The 17601-nt window shown below is 50.1% G+C and carries 18 protein-coding genes and 1 pseudogene; 6 read left to right on the top strand and 13 right to left on the bottom strand.

Going from position 1 to position 17601, the window contains the following annotated elements; all coding sequences use genetic code 11:
* Nucleotides 1-140 precede the first annotated feature (140 nt).
* From HCR03_RS15160 to HCR03_RS15105, 13 genes and pseudogenes are all read right to left on the bottom strand, one after another.
* Nucleotides 141-1388 carry a tyrosine-type recombinase/integrase gene (locus tag HCR03_RS15160; RefSeq protein ID WP_187035204.1) on the bottom strand — a complete coding sequence of 416 codons (1248 nt, stop codon included), beginning with the start codon at nucleotides 1386-1388 and terminating at the stop codon, nucleotides 141-143.
* Complete coding sequence (locus tag HCR03_RS15155; RefSeq protein ID WP_187035202.1) at nucleotides 1385-1702, bottom strand: helix-turn-helix domain-containing protein; 318 nt, start codon at nucleotides 1700-1702, stop codon at nucleotides 1385-1387. Before HCR03_RS15155 ends, HCR03_RS15160 begins: the two co-directional genes overlap by 4 nt.
* On the bottom strand, nucleotides 1699-2031 hold the full coding sequence (locus HCR03_RS15150) for a recombinase family protein (RefSeq protein WP_187035200.1): 333 nt from the start codon (nucleotides 2029-2031) through the stop codon (nucleotides 1699-1701). The genes HCR03_RS15155 and HCR03_RS15150 overlap by 4 nt, the downstream gene beginning before the upstream one ends.
* A 34-nt stretch (nucleotides 2032-2065) precedes the next feature.
* Nucleotides 2066-2404 (bottom strand): annotated as a pseudogene (locus HCR03_RS15145) (type II toxin-antitoxin system PemK/MazF family toxin); the annotation flags it as partial.
* Between the two features lie 651 nt (nucleotides 2405-3055).
* Nucleotides 3056-3355: a hypothetical protein gene (locus tag HCR03_RS15140; protein ID WP_187035196.1), complete on the bottom strand. Its 300-nt coding sequence runs from the start codon at nucleotides 3353-3355 to the stop codon at nucleotides 3056-3058.
* A 21-nt stretch (nucleotides 3356-3376) separates the two neighbouring features.
* Nucleotides 3377-5557 (bottom strand): DEAD/DEAH box helicase, encoded by a 2181-nt coding sequence (locus HCR03_RS15135; RefSeq protein WP_187035194.1) that lies wholly within the window; start codon nucleotides 5555-5557, stop codon nucleotides 3377-3379.
* Complete coding sequence (locus HCR03_RS20180) at nucleotides 5554-5751, bottom strand: BREX system ATP-binding domain-containing protein (RefSeq protein WP_267459188.1); 198 nt, start codon at nucleotides 5749-5751, stop codon at nucleotides 5554-5556. Before HCR03_RS20180 ends, HCR03_RS15135 begins: the two co-directional genes overlap by 4 nt.
* Nucleotides 5663-6892, bottom strand: a complete 1230-nt coding sequence (locus tag HCR03_RS15130; protein WP_267459187.1) for an ATP-binding protein — start codon at nucleotides 6890-6892, stop codon at nucleotides 5663-5665. The genes HCR03_RS20180 and HCR03_RS15130 overlap by 89 nt, the downstream gene beginning before the upstream one ends.
* Before the next feature lie 13 nt (nucleotides 6893-6905).
* Nucleotides 6906-8891: a TerB N-terminal domain-containing protein gene (locus HCR03_RS15125; RefSeq protein ID WP_187035192.1), complete on the bottom strand. Its 1986-nt coding sequence runs from the start codon at nucleotides 8889-8891 to the stop codon at nucleotides 6906-6908.
* The gene (locus HCR03_RS15120; RefSeq protein WP_187035190.1) at nucleotides 8872-9117 is read right to left on the bottom strand and encodes a helix-turn-helix domain-containing protein; all 246 of its coding nucleotides are present in this window, start codon (nucleotides 9115-9117) and stop codon (nucleotides 8872-8874) included. The genes HCR03_RS15125 and HCR03_RS15120 overlap by 20 nt, the downstream gene beginning before the upstream one ends.
* 188 nt (nucleotides 9118-9305) lie before the next feature.
* A complete protein-coding gene (locus HCR03_RS15115; protein ID WP_187035188.1) occupies nucleotides 9306-9755 on the bottom strand; it encodes a sigma-70 family RNA polymerase sigma factor in 450 nt (149 codons plus the stop codon).
* Between the two features lie 591 nt (nucleotides 9756-10346).
* A complete protein-coding gene (locus HCR03_RS15110; protein ID WP_187035186.1) occupies nucleotides 10347-11525 on the bottom strand; it encodes an MFS transporter in 1179 nt (392 codons plus the stop codon).
* Nucleotides 11522-12034: a DUF2798 domain-containing protein gene (locus tag HCR03_RS15105; RefSeq protein WP_187035184.1), complete on the bottom strand. Its 513-nt coding sequence runs from the start codon at nucleotides 12032-12034 to the stop codon at nucleotides 11522-11524. Before HCR03_RS15105 ends, HCR03_RS15110 begins: the two co-directional genes overlap by 4 nt.
* Before the next feature lie 341 nt (nucleotides 12035-12375).
* Here HCR03_RS15105 and uvrA point away from each other — a divergent pair, with 341 nt between their 5' ends.
* From uvrA to HCR03_RS15075, 6 genes are read left to right on the top strand one after another with little or no spacing between them, the layout of a single operon-like run.
* Nucleotides 12376-15243: an excinuclease ABC subunit UvrA gene (gene uvrA, locus HCR03_RS15100; protein WP_187035182.1), complete on the top strand. Its 2868-nt coding sequence runs from the start codon at nucleotides 12376-12378 to the stop codon at nucleotides 15241-15243.
* A gap of 10 nt (nucleotides 15244-15253) precedes the next feature.
* Entirely contained in the window at nucleotides 15254-15517 is a 264-nt protein-coding gene (locus tag HCR03_RS15095) for a hypothetical protein (RefSeq protein ID WP_207727252.1), read from the top strand.
* Between the two features lie 9 nt (nucleotides 15518-15526).
* The gene (locus HCR03_RS15090) at nucleotides 15527-16051 is read left to right on the top strand and encodes a CarD family transcriptional regulator (protein WP_187035180.1); all 525 of its coding nucleotides are present in this window, start codon (nucleotides 15527-15529) and stop codon (nucleotides 16049-16051) included.
* Nucleotides 16048-16446 (top strand): hypothetical protein, encoded by a 399-nt coding sequence (locus tag HCR03_RS15085; protein ID WP_187035178.1) that lies wholly within the window; start codon nucleotides 16048-16050, stop codon nucleotides 16444-16446. Before HCR03_RS15090 ends, HCR03_RS15085 begins: the two co-directional genes overlap by 4 nt.
* A complete protein-coding gene (locus HCR03_RS15080; protein WP_187035176.1) occupies nucleotides 16443-16931 on the top strand; it encodes a hypothetical protein in 489 nt (162 codons plus the stop codon). Before HCR03_RS15085 ends, HCR03_RS15080 begins: the two co-directional genes overlap by 4 nt.
* Before the next feature lie 27 nt (nucleotides 16932-16958).
* Nucleotides 16959-17585 carry a pentapeptide repeat-containing protein gene (locus HCR03_RS15075; protein ID WP_187035175.1) on the top strand — a complete coding sequence of 209 codons (627 nt, stop codon included), beginning with the start codon at nucleotides 16959-16961 and terminating at the stop codon, nucleotides 17583-17585.
* Nucleotides 17586-17601 lie beyond the last annotated feature (16 nt).

Raw genomic sequence — 17601 nt, 5'->3', positions numbered from 1 at the left:
ACCTGTTTTCACATTGCTTCCCCCACATTGGTGGAAATCGAAGCAAGCGGATTTGCGGCTTTTCTGGGCTTTTTCTGCAAGAAAACTGCAAGATGGGAAAGTCTTCTGCGACATTGCGTGGGTTCGAACCTTCGGAGAGCTTATTCCGGTTTTTCGTCCTTGCCGTTCTCCGGATTATCCCCGTCTTCGGCCACCCCAAGCACTTCTTCAATCATGTTTGCGCTGGTCAGCTTGCTGGAGCTGTCGATGTGCGAGTAGATGTTGGCGGTGGTCGCCATGTCGGAGTGCCCCAGCCAGTCCTGGATCATTTTCATGGGGATATTGTTTGCCAGCAGGAGCGAGGCGCAGCTGTGCCGTAAATCGTGGAAGCGGATTTTTCGAAGCCCGTTATCTTTTAAAATGACCTGAAAATGACTGCTGACATACTGCGGGGTGATCAGGCCGCCCAGCGCGTCTACGCATATGTACTCCGAATATTTCTTGTCATAAGCGCCCCGCATGACTTTTCGCATTTCCTCCTGCCTCGCCTGCTCCGCCAGAAGCTCCTCCTCAATGTGAGGAATCAGCGGCAGGGTGCGGTAGGAGGATTTTGTTTTCATCACGTCGTAGCCCTTGAGCACAATGCCGCTTTTGGTTTCCTCCTCCAGAATCTTGTGCCGGATGCTGACCGTTTTGGCGGTGAAATCCACCGCCGACCATTTCAATCCCAGCACTTCGCTGCGGCGCAGTCCGTAGTAGGCCGCCAGCATGATGACCAAACGGATCGGGTCCCCCTCGACGCAGTTCAGGAGCTCTTTCAGCTCCTCGGCGTTGTAGTAGCTGCCGATGAACGGCACGGATTTGGGCCTGTCCGCCTGCAGACAGGGATTCGTGGGAATGATGCGCCGCTTTACCGCCTGCTGGAAAGCTCTGTGCAGCATGGCGTGGTGGCGCTGCGCCGTTGTGCCTTTCAGCCCGTCGGAGCGGATCGTGGTGTAGTAGGCGTTGATCTCGTCGCCGGTGACATCCTTCACCTTGAGCTTCATCGGTTTGAAAAAGGCTGTCATTCTGCCATTGATCATCCGCTTGTAATTCAAGTAGGTCGAGCTTGAAATATTGGGTTTGTGTTGCTCCAGCCATTCCAGAAGATAATTTTCCACCAGCATGTTGGCAATCCGGTTGCGTTCCCGGTCCGCGTGAGTCATGTTTTCCTGCAGGTATAAATCCCCGACGTTGTACTGCGCCAACACCTCGGTGAGCCGGTGATTGGCTTCCGTTTTGGTGCCGCGCTTGTCCTCCAGATCGAGACTAACCCATCTTTGCTTGCGGACTCCTTCTGTGTCATACAGATTTAATACGGCGTACCATTTCTGATTTTTTGTGGCCAAACGACCTGTAATTCGTTTCATTTCCGTTCTCCTTTCGCGTGATTTTCTCCGGTACTGCCGTCGGCAGTACACACAATACCACACTCAGACGGAGAAAGCCAGGTGTCAAACGGTACAAACCTGCACGGGTTATTTTCGACCAGAAACGCCACAACAGACAGCTTGGGAACCAGCACCTTGTTAGTGACTCGGACGCTGCCCAATCGGCCACTGCGTGCTAAGCGATAGGTCTGATTGATGCCGATACGCAGCAGTTTGGCGGCCTCGGGAACCGTGAGAACCTCTGGTTCATTCTTGAACATGGAGAGATAGACCCGTTCTGAAACAGCGATCATATCGAACCCTCCCCCGCGAAAATGCGTCCTTCCAAGGGAGAAAAGACTTCAATCCCAAAACTTTGAAACTCATGCGCATAACGAAGCACCTCATTGCGGTCGCGATGAATATGGAACAGGCTGTCGACAAGAAGAGCGTCAAAACGTCCCATGTCGGCTGCCTGTATCAGCTTCTCCAATTCAATATTCTGATCAAGATCAACGCTTGTTCCGGCAATTTGATATCCCAGCTGTTCCGCAAAATCATAAAGCTGTTTTTTCTGCTTCTTCAGCGCGCCGTTTCGATCCTCCGGCGCGTCTATGCGGCAATAAAGCCATGCTCGTTTCATACTGCTCCTCCTTTTTCTTAGGTTGCCTGATAAAAAGCCCCAAGCTGACACCCAGGGCCCCGTCAACATTCCGAAGGCACTCACCTCCGACGTGCCCCAAGTACTCGCGCAAGCGGGAGCAGTCAATGGTGCGAATCTGCTCCAACATGACGATGGAGTTTTGCCTGAGCTTGATTTGATCTCCCGTCAGCGGTACGTGGGTAGGCAAAGGATTCTTTTCCATGTGGCTGGTGATGGCTGCAACGATTACCGTGGGGCTGTATCGGTTGCCGATGTCATTCTGAATAATCAGCGCGGGGCGTATACCTCCCTGCTCACATCCTACTATCGGCGTCAAATCCGTATAGAATATATCGCCTCTGTGCAAATCCATACCGAGCACCTCCGCAACTGTATGTAACAAGGGACAGCCATTTGGACATGGCTGTCCCTCAAATCTATATAAAGCTTGTTCTTCATTTTATCGATTGAATGCTTCTATTCGGCACTGCTTCCCGAAGCTAGGGCGGCAACATAAACGGTTTGCCAGTTAAGCAAACGCCATAGGGATTTCACCTCTCCGTGGTTCTCACCGAGCCGTCCCCATTGCTTGAGTCTGTGGCTGGACGGAAGTAGCGTTAGCACTGTCCGTTTCATTGCGAAACAGCCCACCACAGGCTGTTTTATAACCGGGCCTTGCCGCTCGTCACCTTCGATGCCATCGGTTCGACGGATGTCTGTCACCCATCCGCAGGTAGTCTTGGCGCGCCCGTTATTGTCGCTGCCGCTCATCACGGCCGGACAGATCATGTATTTATGCTGCCGGATATAAAATTTTCAAGGAGCAAATGAGGGAAATATAAAAACCCCCTCACTTACTTACCCGTTGAGTGAGAGGATTGAGCGGAATTTTTTTACTTTTATTTATAAAAATTTAAGTCGAGACTTTCACATGTATAATGTGGCGAGTGAAGAGTGATTGTCAATTCATTATAAAAGGAGAAGCAGCACCAACAGTACTGCTTCTCCGACTTTATGGCCAGTTTTAATATGTATCGTTTCCTTCATCAGCGGCATTGCTGATCTGACCTTCCAATTTATAAAGATCAGTACGTGCGAAACTGCTCAATCCTTCCTTGTCCGCCACTTTCCCGGACGCGCGTTTTGTCGACGCGATCAAGTCACCCAAAACACAATTTACATATCCTCCATATCCTCCGGAGGAACGTAAAAACTCCAGCCGCTTTGTAAACGGTTCCGCTTGCTTTTTTGTGTCAGCGCTTAAGGCGCATCCCACCAGGCGTGAAACTTCATCATAGGTATTCTGAGTAATTGCCGTTTTCATATTGTTTTTATCACCTCGGCACTAACTATAGATTTCCACATCTTTCAAAACATCAATTGCCGACTCCATATCCAGCTCGTTATGCAAAAAAGCGCTGCGAAGCAGTTCTCCCGGAATCATGGCGTCGTATTTATCCACCTGTGGGATTTGATTCTCCGGCAAGACCATGTCCGGGTCGTCCATGTCAATGGACAGTTCCGCCATTCTCCGGAAAAACTCGGTCCCTGAAAAGCCGCTTGAGATCTGCAGGTAATGGTCGCCCCCAAAAACGGAGTAGATCTGAAGCGGCTCCTTGAGTCCACAGCTGAGCAGGCACTTGATGGTTTTCATTATCTTTGAGCCAACCCATGGGCAAAAGAAAAAGGAATTTTCCCCACATGGGAGAATGCTGCTTTCCAGCATACCAGACTCTCTTGCCAGAGAACGGGCGGCTTCCAGAACCTCTTGCGCCCTGGGTGTCAGGTACGGATAGCAGACGTCTTCTTCCAGAGCTTTTTTCATTCTCTGAACGATCCTGGTGTGGATATGGCCTCCGCCTCCGTTCCAGCTGGGAATCCGGTTGTTTCTCACCGGGGCGACATATACGATTTTCCGCTCCATATCGACATCAAGCGTTTTCCAGGTTCGTCCGGCCAAAACGAAAACCTCTCCCGCTGTCGGGCAGCTGTCCAGAGTGCCGATTTCTCCTTCCTTGCTTTGCACATGGAAAGCCTGTTCATCCTGAAAAACAGCGTAGAATGAATAATGGTTGGTAATCCGCTCGCCACGGATACCTACGATAATTGCCCCGTTTTCCACACGCTGCAGGTAATCCTCAGCGATCATATAGCGAAGGATCAGCCTGTATTCCTCCTGGGTGATCGTCTTCCGGAAAGAGGGAAGAAGCAGGACGCTCCGGGCCAGTTCCGGCGGACTGAGTTCTCCGTAGGTCATCAGTGTGCTTAACGTCTGATGCGCAAGAAGGCTGAACGGCTTCGGCTTCATGGTAAATGGCTCCACCCAGCTTTCCTCAAGGTAAAGTTGTATGATGGCAATCGCCCGCAGGAGCTTCCAGGGCAGCTGTTCAAAAGCATTCCGCTCCGACGCCTCCAGCAGCTCAAAAAACATCATCTGCGATTTTCCGCTGCGCCGTCCGGAACGGCCCAGACGCTGGACAAAGCTGGTGCAAGAGTAAGGCGCTCCAATCTGTATGGTGGAATCCAGATCTCCGATGTCGATGCCCAGCTCCAGCGTCAGCGTGGCAGCGGCGACGGTCGGGCCATCCCGGTCGCGCAACGCGGCTTCCGCTTCCTGCCGCAGCGCGGCGGAAACGCTGCCATGATGAACAAAGAAAACGTCTTTTTCCTGCCTTTTGCGTGCGATCTCTTTCATGTCGGCGATGACCTTTTCGGCGCTTCCCCTGCTGTTCGTGAAGATCAGGCACTTTTTGTCATGGCAGTTATCGTAGAGAAAAGAATTGTATTCCTCCATAATTTTTTCCGCTTCTTCCGGGTCGTGAGGCAGGAGGAAGCTGTCGGCACAGAGGGAAATCGTGCGTCCATGGTGTTGGATGCCAACGGCCTGTGCGCGGCGATCCGTCCCGGCCGCCAGATACCGGAGCGCTGGCTCGTAGTCGTTCAACGTGGCGGACAGGCCAACGCGCCTCGGGTGGCAGCCCGCGATTTTTTCCAGTCTGGCCAGCAGGCACAGCACCTGCAATCCGCGGTCCGTTCCCATGAAGGCGTGAATCTCATCAATGATGACAAACCGCAGATCCCCGAAAAGGCGGGCTGCCTCTGACGGACGAAGCATGAGCAGGGCTTCCAGCGATTCCGGCGTAATCTGCAAGACACCTTGTGCTTCTTTCAGCGCGCGCTGCTTCACGGACTGCGAAACATCCCCGTGCCACGGCCAGACCGGGATATCGCTGTCCTCCAGCAGACCGCTCAGCCGTTCGAACTGATCATTGATCAGGGCTTTCAGCGGCCCGATATACAGAACGCCAACGGAGTTCGACGGATGGTGATACAGAGTGGTCAGAATAGGGAAAAAAGCGGCTTCCGTCTTGCCCGACGCCGTGCCGGAAGCGATGATGACGTGATCGTCTGTGTCAAGGATTGCGGAGCAGGCCTCCATCTGCACCTCGCGCAGGTCTGTCCAGCGTTTCCGGTAGATGTATTCCTGAATAAACGGCGCGTAGCGCTCGAACGCGGTCCCGCTCATATGTCAAATTCCGCGAAGAGCTCATCCTCTTTGTCCGGCACTTCCTCCGGGTTCTGCTCAGCGCTCTGGACGGAAAAGCCCTTCTCATTCACCAAAGTATCGAAGCTAAGCTCCGGATTCTGATGGAGGATATTCAAAAGACCGAGAAAATCCCTTGTCACCTCGCGGGGCGTCAGAAGCTGATCCGCCCCCATGCGGGAAACGACCGCGTTCAGAAACGCGGTAAGCTCCCCGCTGCCCAAGCGGGCAGGTATAATTGTAATGGCAACTGTGAAGCTCGCAAAGGCGTTCCAACAGAAGATAGATTTCCTCGGGGGTCAGCTGGTTCAGCTTGATCACCGGTCCGGAATAATCGGCATAGCCGCTTGCGCTGAACTGGTTGTCCGCCAGGCGGGAGCGCAGGGCTTCGTAATTGAACAAGCCTCTGCGTTCGTCATAGACAAACTGCGGCGTGCCACTCATGAAAACGCCGATATACCGGGCTTTGCCCTGCATGGTGTCGTTGAAGATCGTCAGGATCTTTTCATAGTTGCTGTCTCTGGCCTGCTTATTGGTAATCTTATAGAGGTTGACACCTTCGTCCAGAAAGACGAGCAGTCCCTGATAGCCCGCCTTTACCGCAAACAGAGCGAACAGCTTCAGAAAATCATACCAGCTCTGGTCGTCAATGATGCAGTCCACCGAAAGGTTCTGCCGCGCTTCTGTTTTTGTCGTGTACTCGCCCCTCAGCCAGCGGAGCGCCGACTGCTTCTGTTCTTCCTGCCCGGTTTTCATTCCGCGCCAGTAGGCTTCGATCACCGTGGAAAAAGCAAAGCCATAGGCCATTTCGGAAAGCTCTGCCATGATCGCCGCGATTTTGCCGCTGACGGCGTCAACCATTCGCGGATCGCCGGGATGCAAGCCGCTTTCCTGAATGACGGCCGCCTGCAGAGAGCTGATCCATTTCTGCAGAATCGCCTCCAGAGCCCCGCCCTCCGGCCGGGTCAGAATTGAAAGATGCTGCATCAGTTCCCGGTAGGTTGCCAGGCCCTGTCCCTTCGTGCCGGTCAGTCTGCGTTCCGGGGAAAGATCCGCATCCGCGACAACGAAACTCCGTTCCATCGCGTTATTGCGGATCATCTGCAGCAGGAAGCTTTTGCCGCTGCCGTACTGGCCGGTCACAAGGCGGAAAGACGCGCCGCCGTCTTCAATTGTGGATAAATCCTGTAAAAAAGCGCCTACCTCTTTCTGCCGTCCGACAGCGATGTGCCGAAGCCCGACGCGCGGCACGACTCCGGCAATCAGAGAATTGAGAAGCGCGCCAGATTCCCGGCGGCTGATCTTTACGGTCTGCATGATAACGTTCCCCCTAAGCAATTGATTTTTTTAAAGCAGGCGCGTATTCGTCCAGAATATGCGGCGATTCCTCGGCGGTATCAATCAGAATATCCCCCAGGTATTGCATGGCCGCCGCGTTGATGTCGTCCAGAAGAATCTGCGGCATAGTCAGCGTTTCCTCTGCGATTTTTTTCAATTCCGGCTGCGGGTCGACGGATGCGGTCACAGCGAATAGAGCCTTTTCCTGCTCCGGCGAGAGCGCTTCCATAAAGTCACGGAATTCTTCCGGCAGGAGAGATTTGTCAAAGCGTTTTGTCCGGGCCTCCTCCGCCGATATCGCGGGCGGATTTTCATAAATATAGGCAAGCTCGTCCTGGTAATCGTCCTCTGCGATAATATCGGCATTTTCCACGGCCAGAAGCGCGCGCCCCAGATATCGTTCCGCCTGCCGGTTGATCTCCTGAATCAGAGCTTCGTCCCCCGGCTGGAAAGGAGCCTCCCATGCGCTTTTTTGCAAGCGATCCAGAAGACCGCGCGACTCAGGCGACAGTGCCAGATAAATCGAGGTAACCTCTTTCACATCGGTCAGTAAAGCCTTTTCTGCTTTGGATTCCGTTTCTTCCACTGAGAGTGCTTCCCGCACGGCATCCGATTCTTCCCGCAGCGTGTTAATATTTTCAAAATTCAAGACGACCTTCGCGGGCTTTTCCTCTGACAAATCGGTTCTCTGCCGATTGCCATACTCTTTTGCCATAAAACTGTCAATCAGCTTTGAGGTTTCCGGGTCCAGCGTAATCCCGCGAAGACGGCCCCGGCATCCGCATAGGTTTCTCAGCGAGTTTTCGCCGTAGCGAACCAGCTCGTTGATGTAAGCGCGCAGCTTTGGATAAGCGGAATAGCCCTTGATCGTGAAGGCTATTTTTTGATTTGCCTGGGGGCATACTGCGCTTGCAAACGCATAGTATTCCTGTTTTTTTGCTCGGGTCGGACCATAGGTGTCCAAGATGCCCTTTCCCGTCTTTTTTTGAAGAGCGGCGTCGGCAAGCGCCACAACCCGAGGAATGGCTTCCCTCATCAGCTCCTGATTGCCGTCTTTATAGAACTTGCTGCTGACGATGGAATAGTCGCACAGCGCGTCGATGAGAGAAAAAGAGAGCTTCAACGGAACCTCGGACACATGTTGGGCAATCATCAGATCCGTTTTAGCCGAGGGCGAGGCGTGAGGGTTCTCCTGCTCTGAAATGGGAAAGTCTGTAAGTTCATACTGCCGGGCGAAGTCAAATATCCAATCTGCCAGATAACGGTCCAGCGCGGGAAATCTCTCCCGGTAGGCGTTCCATACCCGCGTGAGTTTTTCATAGCCGTCCCGCGGGGTTTCCCATCCGGTTCCACTGAGCAGCTCATAAATCAGTACGAAAATGTATGACAGATCCGTGTCAATATAATTTCCCTGACGGACCTGAGAACGCCAGTAGAAATACCATGCCTGCTGGCTTTTGTTCATACTCTCGTAAGTCGGCCAATAAGACATAAAAGGCACAAATGGGACTTCTTTTCCATCCTTCTGCGCATTCTTTTTCATATCCGCAAAAAACTTTTCATGCGGATCATGGATTGAAACCCGGACTGTGGAAGCGGAATACTGCGGCCTTGCGGGAACGGCCTGTTTTTTCTCCGGCTCCCCCGGGAGCACCATGTCGGAAAAGCCGGGGGCCGTCGGTGATGGGGAATGGATATTGGCCTTTTCCTGCGGCTTGGAGGAAGACACCCCGGTCGAACCCATCAGCTTTTTGATGCTCCTGTAAGCAAAAATATACTGAACGATCCCGACAATCCAAAGGAACGGCGCTGTGGATGGGACCGCGAAGGTTACAACCGCATAAACAATCCCGCAGATAATATGCAGTGCGTTAGTATTCACGATGCCGACATAAAGCACGGAAAGCCAATTGATCCAGGGAATAAAGGAGAGCACCCTGCAGAACTTTCCGGGCAGCTTAGGAGCTGTGCTTTTCATTCTCGGATTCCTCCTTTTCTGTGGATACTGGCTTGACCTCCATGATATCGGACACATCGCAATTTAACGCGTTGCAGATTTTCACGAGAATATCCGTATTGACATTTTCGCTTTTCCCCAGCTTGGCAAGCGAGGAGGGGCTGATGCCGGCCGAAACACACAGATCTTTCTTTTTTATATCACGGTCGATAAGCAGTTTCCACAGCTTTTTATAGCTAACTGACATAGGCATCCTCCTAAATTTGGATATTCGTATTATACAACGTCTATGTCGAATTCTCAAATATATTTGGGAGAAATCAAAGAAAAATCCGAGATGATGTCACAAATATGCATATATATGAGCCTGTGGAATTGAGAAGTTGGCCCCCTCACCTATTTCCACGTTGAGCAAGGGGGCCAGCAGAAAAATTTTTACTTTTCCATAAGTTTTTTTAACTTCGCCAGGATCTTTATCTTCCGGTCATGAATGGTCCGCTGCGGAATACTAGCTTCTCTGGACACCTGATGCTCACTTTTGCCTTTGAAAAACAGAGCAGTGATCAATTCCTGTTCCTCCGTGCTGAGTTGCTTGAGGCAGATCAGCATTTTTTCGATCATCACGGTCTTGATTGCGGCATCATCCACACCCTCGCCAGCGGCGACAAACTGCTTGTTTTCCTCCAAAAGCCGTTCATAAGAGTCCTCCCGGCTGGGGAGGTATGTAATGGTGCCGCTCACAGAATCGATCCGGCATCGCTCGACTTTGATGTCATACTGCAGATATTCCATCTGACGGTCGCTTTTCTCCAAGACCTCAATGATTTCTTTGCTCACACCGGGATATTTCGCATGATAATCCGGTCTTTTCTGATACTTTGCCATAAGGCTTGTCCTCCATTTCGTGATTGTTGAAATCCGGAAATGAAGAACAAGCGGCGGAGCCCGGCAGCGCGGTATAGCTGCAAACAACAAAACAGGAGCGTACTTGTGAGCATGGTTGCCCACAGGTTCGCCCCTGTAAATTATTTCATATTCTACCTGTTCTGATGGTTCGTGTTGCTGCCCGCGCTGTTCCCATGAAAAGCACAGGCTTTTTTTGACGAGCTGCCGGTTAGAAGAGCGATGTGCAGCAGATTGTAGTCCGCTACATCACGCTCGGCCGCTGTTACCGAGCGGCCGCCTGAAGTTCAGAGCATATCGAATGCGCATAGAAAAACCCTCCAAACCTGCAAGTCTGGAGGGTACGCTGTTTATTCAGGCATAAGAATAGACCCGCCAAACTCGCGTTTTTTTTGTTGGGCGGGTAGCGCCTTTATTTTTTTGATCCATACAAAGGGCCTGCCACTGTCATTGTGCTTACATACCTTATATCCTCAAGGTTCGCGTCCTTGCCTTTCGGCAAGTTTGCTCTTGTCGACTTATTGCTAATATTATCAAAGCAAAAATGAGATCATTGTTATAAACGTCATCCAGTTAATTACAATGTTTTACATATGAGAAGGAAGAGGGATGCTTTCTTCCCCAAACGACGTACAAAATAACTGAGGCAATGTTGGATAAGGAAATGATAACGAACATTTTATTATAACCACAGCAGGTAATTAAGAGCCCTGCAATACCACCGCCTATACCAATTCCAATATCATAAGCACAAAGGAAGGTGGAGTTAGCGGAGCCGCGCCTCTCAGGAGGAGCAATGTGTACGGCCATAGACTGTAGTGCGGGTTCGAGTCCGCCGAAACCATAACCGGCCAATACGGCAGACAGGATAAAGGCGACGGTATTTGGATGAAAGGCCAGCAACAGAAAAGCTGCAAACATGGCGGCGTTACAAGAGTAGACGAAAAGGCCTTCCCCTTTCCGGTCCGCCACTTTTCCGACCGTGATACGTACCAGCAAAAGCATACAGGACATTATCGCAAAATAAATACCGCCGGTCGGGAGGCTGTTATCACGGGCATACTTGGCAAGAAAGTTCTCAAGTGCGCCAAAAGTGAGCAGGAATACCAGCATTACACTTGATGCCGGAAGCGCATCTCTGTCAATCAGTGCCTTGAAGCTCAAAGGCTTCTTTACAGCCTCGACCCGGGGTACCTTAAGAAGCAGAAATATGATTAGCGCAATAACTGCGGAACCCGCAGAGCAGAGAAACAGTGTGGTAAAACCCATATTATCCATCAGATACAATCCCAAAGCGGGAGCGCAAGAGGTCGCCAGTGCCGTAGCCATGCCGAACATGCCCATGCCCTCGGCAAAGCGCTGTTTTGGAATGATATCGGTGGCAATGGTACTGGTGGATGTATTGGAGCAGGCTAAAGAGGCCCCGTGTACCATTCTGCAAACGAACGCGAGGAAGAGCACAGAAACACACATATATCCCACAGGCATCAGGATTAGTCCGCAGATACCAACAACCAAGATTGCTTTCCGTTTCCCGTTGTCCAGCATCCAACCGATAAACGGCCTGCAAAGAACCGCGATCAACGAGAACAAAGTCGCGGCAAGTCCGGCAAGCGCCTCATTCCCTCCAAGACTTTGTATGTAAAATGGGAAAGTAGACAACAGCATAATGTGGTTTAAGAAAACAAGGAAATTTATCAATATAATAAATACGAAATCTCTTGTCCACAATTTTATAACCGGTTTGCTCATACCGCTGCCTCTTGTTCACATGATTTGCAGTTTTCTGCAAGCTGTTTTTTGAATATTGTCCGGAAAAGCCACCTGACGAACGGACCCGCAAAAAATACCTGCCATAGCAGGGCCATGGGAAAGTTGCACACCAAAGTTTGTAGATAAACAGCAAGCAGTGTTTTCAGTCCGTTGTATTTAAAAATAAGTGTGGCCCAAAAGCTCATAATCGGACACATCAGAAACACCGTACAGCCCGCAATTGTCACCGTGACCAACAGGGGGTTGTCCTTGCTCGGCGTTACCAGCTTGAATGCCCTCTTCCGAGCAATAGGACCGGCAATAAAATGTTCCATAATGAAGACAATTGCAGTCATCAGCGGTATATCCTTCCAGTTCCAGGCGGCCTTGAACATCCACATATCGAATCCGCCGTGACCGATGCCGAGATTATAATGTTCCATTCCAAAAGCCATCGTCAGCGACATCAATAAAGCAAATATGATTTCCTGAAATTTCGTTTTTGGCATAGTAAGAATCCTTTCAAATACGAAAATGAGAGATATAATTTAAAACTGTACTGTACAGCCCCCTCTGTAAATAATAAGATTAGCTGAGGTAGATCGTATAATAAAAAAAGCGCGTAAGTCCAAACCTGGACTTACGCGCATGCTGCTCGGTAAGTTAATTGTAACATGTTTAATCAGCAAAAGTCAAACTTGATTTTGCCTCGTATCTGCATTTTTTACTTACATTTTGGCTTGAAAAAGTGCTAAAATATAATTGCAGCGTGTAGTTCTGACGAACGTAAGTCCTGTTGTCAGAGTTACATGCTTTTTAATTTTTGACATAGCCGGAGATGGGATATTCTATGGAATTTTCAATAAAGAACGCCGAAAAGCTTGATAACGACAATTTCATTATGATATCCGGAGCGAGAGAGAATAACTTAAAAAACGTAAGCCTTTCGCTGCCCAGGGAAAAGCTGATCGTTTTTACCGGCGTCAGCGGCTCCGGAAAGTCCAGTCTTGCGTTCGATACGATCTATGCGGAGGGACAAATGCGCTATGTGGAGTCGCTGTCCTCCTACGCTAGGCAGTTTCTCGGGCAGCGCGGAAAGCCTGACGTGGATTCAATCGAAGGTCTTTCGCCCGCAATCGCCATAGAGCAAAAATCCACCTCTGCCAATCCCCGTTCAACTGTAGGGACGGTAACTGAAATATACGACTATCTGCGTCTGCTTTGGGCAAGAATCGGTATTCCTCATTGTCCGAAGTGCGGAAAAGAGATCAAACGCCAATCGGTTGACCAGATTGCTGATCGGGTTATGACGCTGCCGGAAGGGACCCGTTTTCAAGTATTGGCTCCCGTAGTTCATGGAAAAAAGGGAGAGCATCAAAAGCTGCTTGAGAATATCCGCAAAGGAGGCTATGTCCGCGTCCGCGTGGACGGCTCCATTTATGATCTGTCAGAGGAAATCAAACTGGATAAAAATCTGAGGCACAATATAGATGTTGTTGTTGATCGGCTCGTTGTGAAAGCCGACAATCTGCTCCGTATAACGAATTCGGTTGAAACGGCTCTGATACTGGCAGATGGCCTTGTGGTGATTCAGCAAACGGAGACCGATACTGAGGAGATGTTCTCACAGAGCTACGCCTGCCCTGACTGTGGAATATCTCTTCCGGAACTTTCACCAAGGATGTTCTCCTTCAACAGTCCTTATGGAGCCTGTAAAACCTGTTCCGGGCTTGGCTTTTTTCTGAAAATTGACCAGGAGCTTGTCATCGCCGACAAAAATCTGCCGCTGAGTAAGGGCGCTATCGCCGCAAGCGGCTGGCGCAGCGCGGTTGAGGGTTCCATAAGCTGCGCCTATTACACCGCGATCGGGAAAAAATACGGCTTCACGGTGAATACGCCGCTCCGCGAGCTTTCGCAGGAAGCATTGGATGCTATTCTTTTCGGCACCGGAAAAGGAAACTTGGATATCTCTTATACAAACTATGGCGGCTTTCGGTCGGCATCCCGCCCGTTTGAGGGGATTGTCGCCAACCTGGAGCGGCGGTATCGGGAACAGCAGTCCGACGAGGCACGCCGGGAGCTGGAGAGCTACATGTCGGCACAGCCTTGTCCCGATTGCCGCGGCGACCGTCTCAGTCCCGTTGTGTTAAGTGTTACAGTGGGCGGCAAAAATATCTCGGATTTTTGCAAGCTGACCATATTGCAGGCGAGAGCTTTTATCGACAGCTTGACGTTGACACCCTCCGAGGAAAAGATTGCGGATTCCATTCTGAAAGAGATCCGCGCGCGGCTGGATTTTCTACAAAAGGTCGGTCTTAGTTACCTTACCCTCTCCCGCATGGCGGGGACACTGTCAGGCGGTGAAAGCCAACGTATCCGGCTGGCGACGCAAATAGGCTCCGGTCTGATGGGCGTCCTATATGTTCTTGACGAACCCTCCATCGGCTTACATCAGCGTGATAACGAAAAACTGCTGTCCTCACTTGAAGAGCTTCGCGATTTGGGAAACACGCTAATTGTGGTAGAACACAACCGGGATACCATATTACAGGCGGATTGGATTGTGGACATCGGGCCGGGTGCCGGTATAAATGGCGGTGAAATTGTCGCGCAGGGCAGGCTGAAAGACATATTAGCGGAACCGCGCTCTATCACCGGACAATATCTCTCCGGGCAAAAAAGCATTCCGGTTCCGGCGCACAGGCGCACCGGAACCGGACATATGCTTTCCATCTACGGCGCGGCTGAGAACAACCTGAAACACATCAATGCGCAGATTCCGCTTGGAACCTTCACCTGCGTGACCGGTGTGTCCGGGTCCGGCAAATCCAGCCTTATAAACGAAATACTCTATAAAAAGCTGGCGCACGACCTGAATCATGCCAGGGCCAGAGCCGGGACACACGACCGCATAGAGGGATTGGAATATCTGGACAAGGTAATCAATATCGACCAGTCTCCCATCGGGCGGACGCCACGCTCAAATCCCGCCACCTACACCGGCTTATTTGAGGATATCCGAGCGTTGTTCGCTTCTACAAGCGAAGCCAAAGCTCGGGCTTACGGCCCGGGCCGGTTCTCCTTCAATGTGCGCGGCGGGCGCTGCGAAACCTGCTGCGGCGACGGCCTCATCAAAATCGAAATGCACTTTCTGCCCGATCTGTACGTTCCCTGCGATGTCTGCAAGGGCAAGCGGTATAACCGCGAAACATTGGAAGTCCGATTTAAAGGGAAAAACATCGCAGAAGTGCTTGATATAACGGCGAACGAGGCGCTTGCGTTCTTTGAGAACATTCCAAAGCTTCGGCGTAAAATACAGGCGCTCTGTGATGTGGGATTGGGCTATATCCGATTAGGGCAATCCTCCACTACGCTGTCAGGCGGTGAGGCACAGCGTGTCAAGCTGGCGGCGGAACTGCTGAAGCCAGCAACCGGTGCCACAATCTACATCCTTGATGAACCGACCACCGGTCTGCACATGGCCGATATTCATATTTTGCTGGACACCCTTCAAAAGCTGGTGGATGCTGGAAATACCGTGGTTGTGATTGAACATGATTTGGACGTAATAAAATCCGCCGACTGGATTATTGATCTTGGTCCGGAGGGCGGAGACCAGGGCGGAAATATAGTTTTTGCCGGTACGCCAGAACAGATTGCATACTGTTCAGCAAGTTATACCGGGCAATTTCTAAAAAAATGTTTATTGGCGAAATAAGGTGAACTTAATGGCAGCGCTTACCCGCTATTCAAATCCTGAGTTATTAAAACTGCCAGACTGCGGTGGGCTGCTTGAAAATGGAAAATGCAGATGGCTCAATGTCCAGAAATGCAGCGGAGTCAAATGCTCTTATTATCAGAGACAAAACAGTCTGGAAAAAGCACAGGAAAGACTGCGTTCATTAGACGAAGCAACGCAGGAACGTATCGCCCAAAAATATTACGGAGGTACCCGCCCTTGGGCGGATAACGAAGCAAAAACCTGGAGGTAGCATGAAAAAATGTATCAGGTCGGAGATCTAATTCTTTATGGAAGCACAGGCGTGTGCAAAGTTGCGGATATTACGACACAAGAGCTGGCTGGGAAGGACAAAAAACAGCTTTTTTATGTTCTGGAACCCTTATATCAGAATTGCACTATTTTTACACCGGTCATTACAACAAAGATATTCATGCGGCCAATTATCTCGAAGGGCGAGGCGGAGAGGCTTATTGATATGATCCCTGCTATTCGGGTGGAAGCTTACCATAATCGTGATCTAAATCAGCTCGCGGAACATTATAAGGCGTCACTGAGCACACACGATTGCTCGGATTTAATAGAACTTTCCATGTCCATCTATGCAAAAAAACAGTTTGCAGAGCAACAGAAGCGGAAATTTGGAGTCGTGGATGAAAAATTCATGAAACGAGCGGAAGACCTTCTCTTTGGCGAGCTGGCCGCCGCGCTTAATATTCCAAAAGATCAAGTGCCTGAATATATCGCTGAGAGAGTTGAAGAGAAACGGAGGGATCATGATAAATGAATGTAATACATGACCAAGTTTGCCACCATCAGTTTGGGGTTGGAACGGTTATCAATCAAACCATGACGACTGTAACGGTACAATTTTGTGAAAGGTATGGCACTAAAAAATTTCTTTATCCCTCCGCCTTTGAATCGTTTTTGACATTATGCAATCCAGCCTCTAAAGAGAAGATGGACGATGAACTGCGCCAGATTCAGGAGCGTATGGAAGAAGAACGGCGGAAGCGCGCGGAGGAAGATGAAAAACGCCGTGAGGAAGAACGTCGTGCCTTACTTGAATTAAAACGCGCCACCGTAAAGAAGAAAAAATCTCCCGCTAAGAGGAAGACACCGGCTAAGCCCAAGAAACAGTCGGAGGATGCGGCACTCGCCGAAGAAGGTACTGATAAATGACGGAGGATTGCCTGACCGTGCAATACAGATCAAAGCTTCGCTCGATTGACCTTATGGATTCGTTTGAACGATGCAATGAACAGCAGGAGCCTCTTTACAAAGAGCTGCTGTTACAAGATGTCTTTACTGTTCTGATCGACGAAATATCCTATCAGGCGGATATATTGATTGCTCGCAAACCCTATGAAATGCCATGGTGCAATATCGGCATTACCTTTACAACGCTCCGCAAACAAATAGCTTACCATGCCTTTACTCTCACCGATACGGATTTAATCGACCCTGTATTACAAACACTCAATGTACTCAGGCAGGATAAGCGGCTCCGTGACATTCCGATTGACCCGGTGATCTTAAAAGCTCAGAACAGCCGGAACCGAAGTGGATATGGCAGCAGCTTTCGCGGCAGGCAGCTTTCGCGCCCTGGCACCTTATATGGAGAAACAACACCATATCTGATACAGAGAATCAGCCTGCATGAATAAAAGCCGTAAATATAAGGAGTACTAACAGTGCGAATTGAAAAAAGCTCCTATTCGTCCTATAACTTTTCAAAGGAACTGATAGAAGCATCTGAATTGTCCCGCGTGAAATTTGACAAGTGTAACTTCCGTTGGACAGATTTTTCGGAAATAGATGTGATGTATGGTTGTACATTTGAGTCCTGCGATTTCACAAATGCGCGACTGAATGGTGTGACAATAAAGGATTGCGCCTTTCTGTCCTGTAAATTTAATAACGCCTCGTTTTTTGCGACAACATTGGAAGATTGTAAGATGACAGGGTCGGACTTTTTAAATGCCGAGTGCGGGCTTGCGCAGATCATCGGCGGCGACTGGTCTTATACCGTACTGCGCAAGCAGTCTTTCCATAAGGTTGATCTGTGCAATATTCGCTTCTTCGGTTCCGATCTTACCGAGTGTCACTTTAATGAATGTAAAATGAACGGTTGCGAGTTCAATGAAGCAGTTGCGCACGAAACCAGTTTCTACAAATCTGATATGCGCCATTCATCGTTGGAATCATTCAACATTTTGGAGGCAAGCTTTCGACAGACAAAGCTGGACTTGGAACAGTGTGTTTTGATTGCGGAATATGTGACGGAAGGGCGTTATACACCTGATGAAGTAAAAAAATAGCGAGGAAGGTTCCTGC

It is taken from the genome of Caproicibacter fermentans (genome assembly GCF_014303955.1).
Classification (GTDB): domain Bacteria; phylum Bacillota; class Clostridia; order Oscillospirales; family Acutalibacteraceae; genus Caproicibacter; species Caproicibacter fermentans.
The sequence above is the reverse complement of the archived record's forward strand: the minus strand, read 5'-3'. Positions and strand labels throughout refer to the sequence as shown.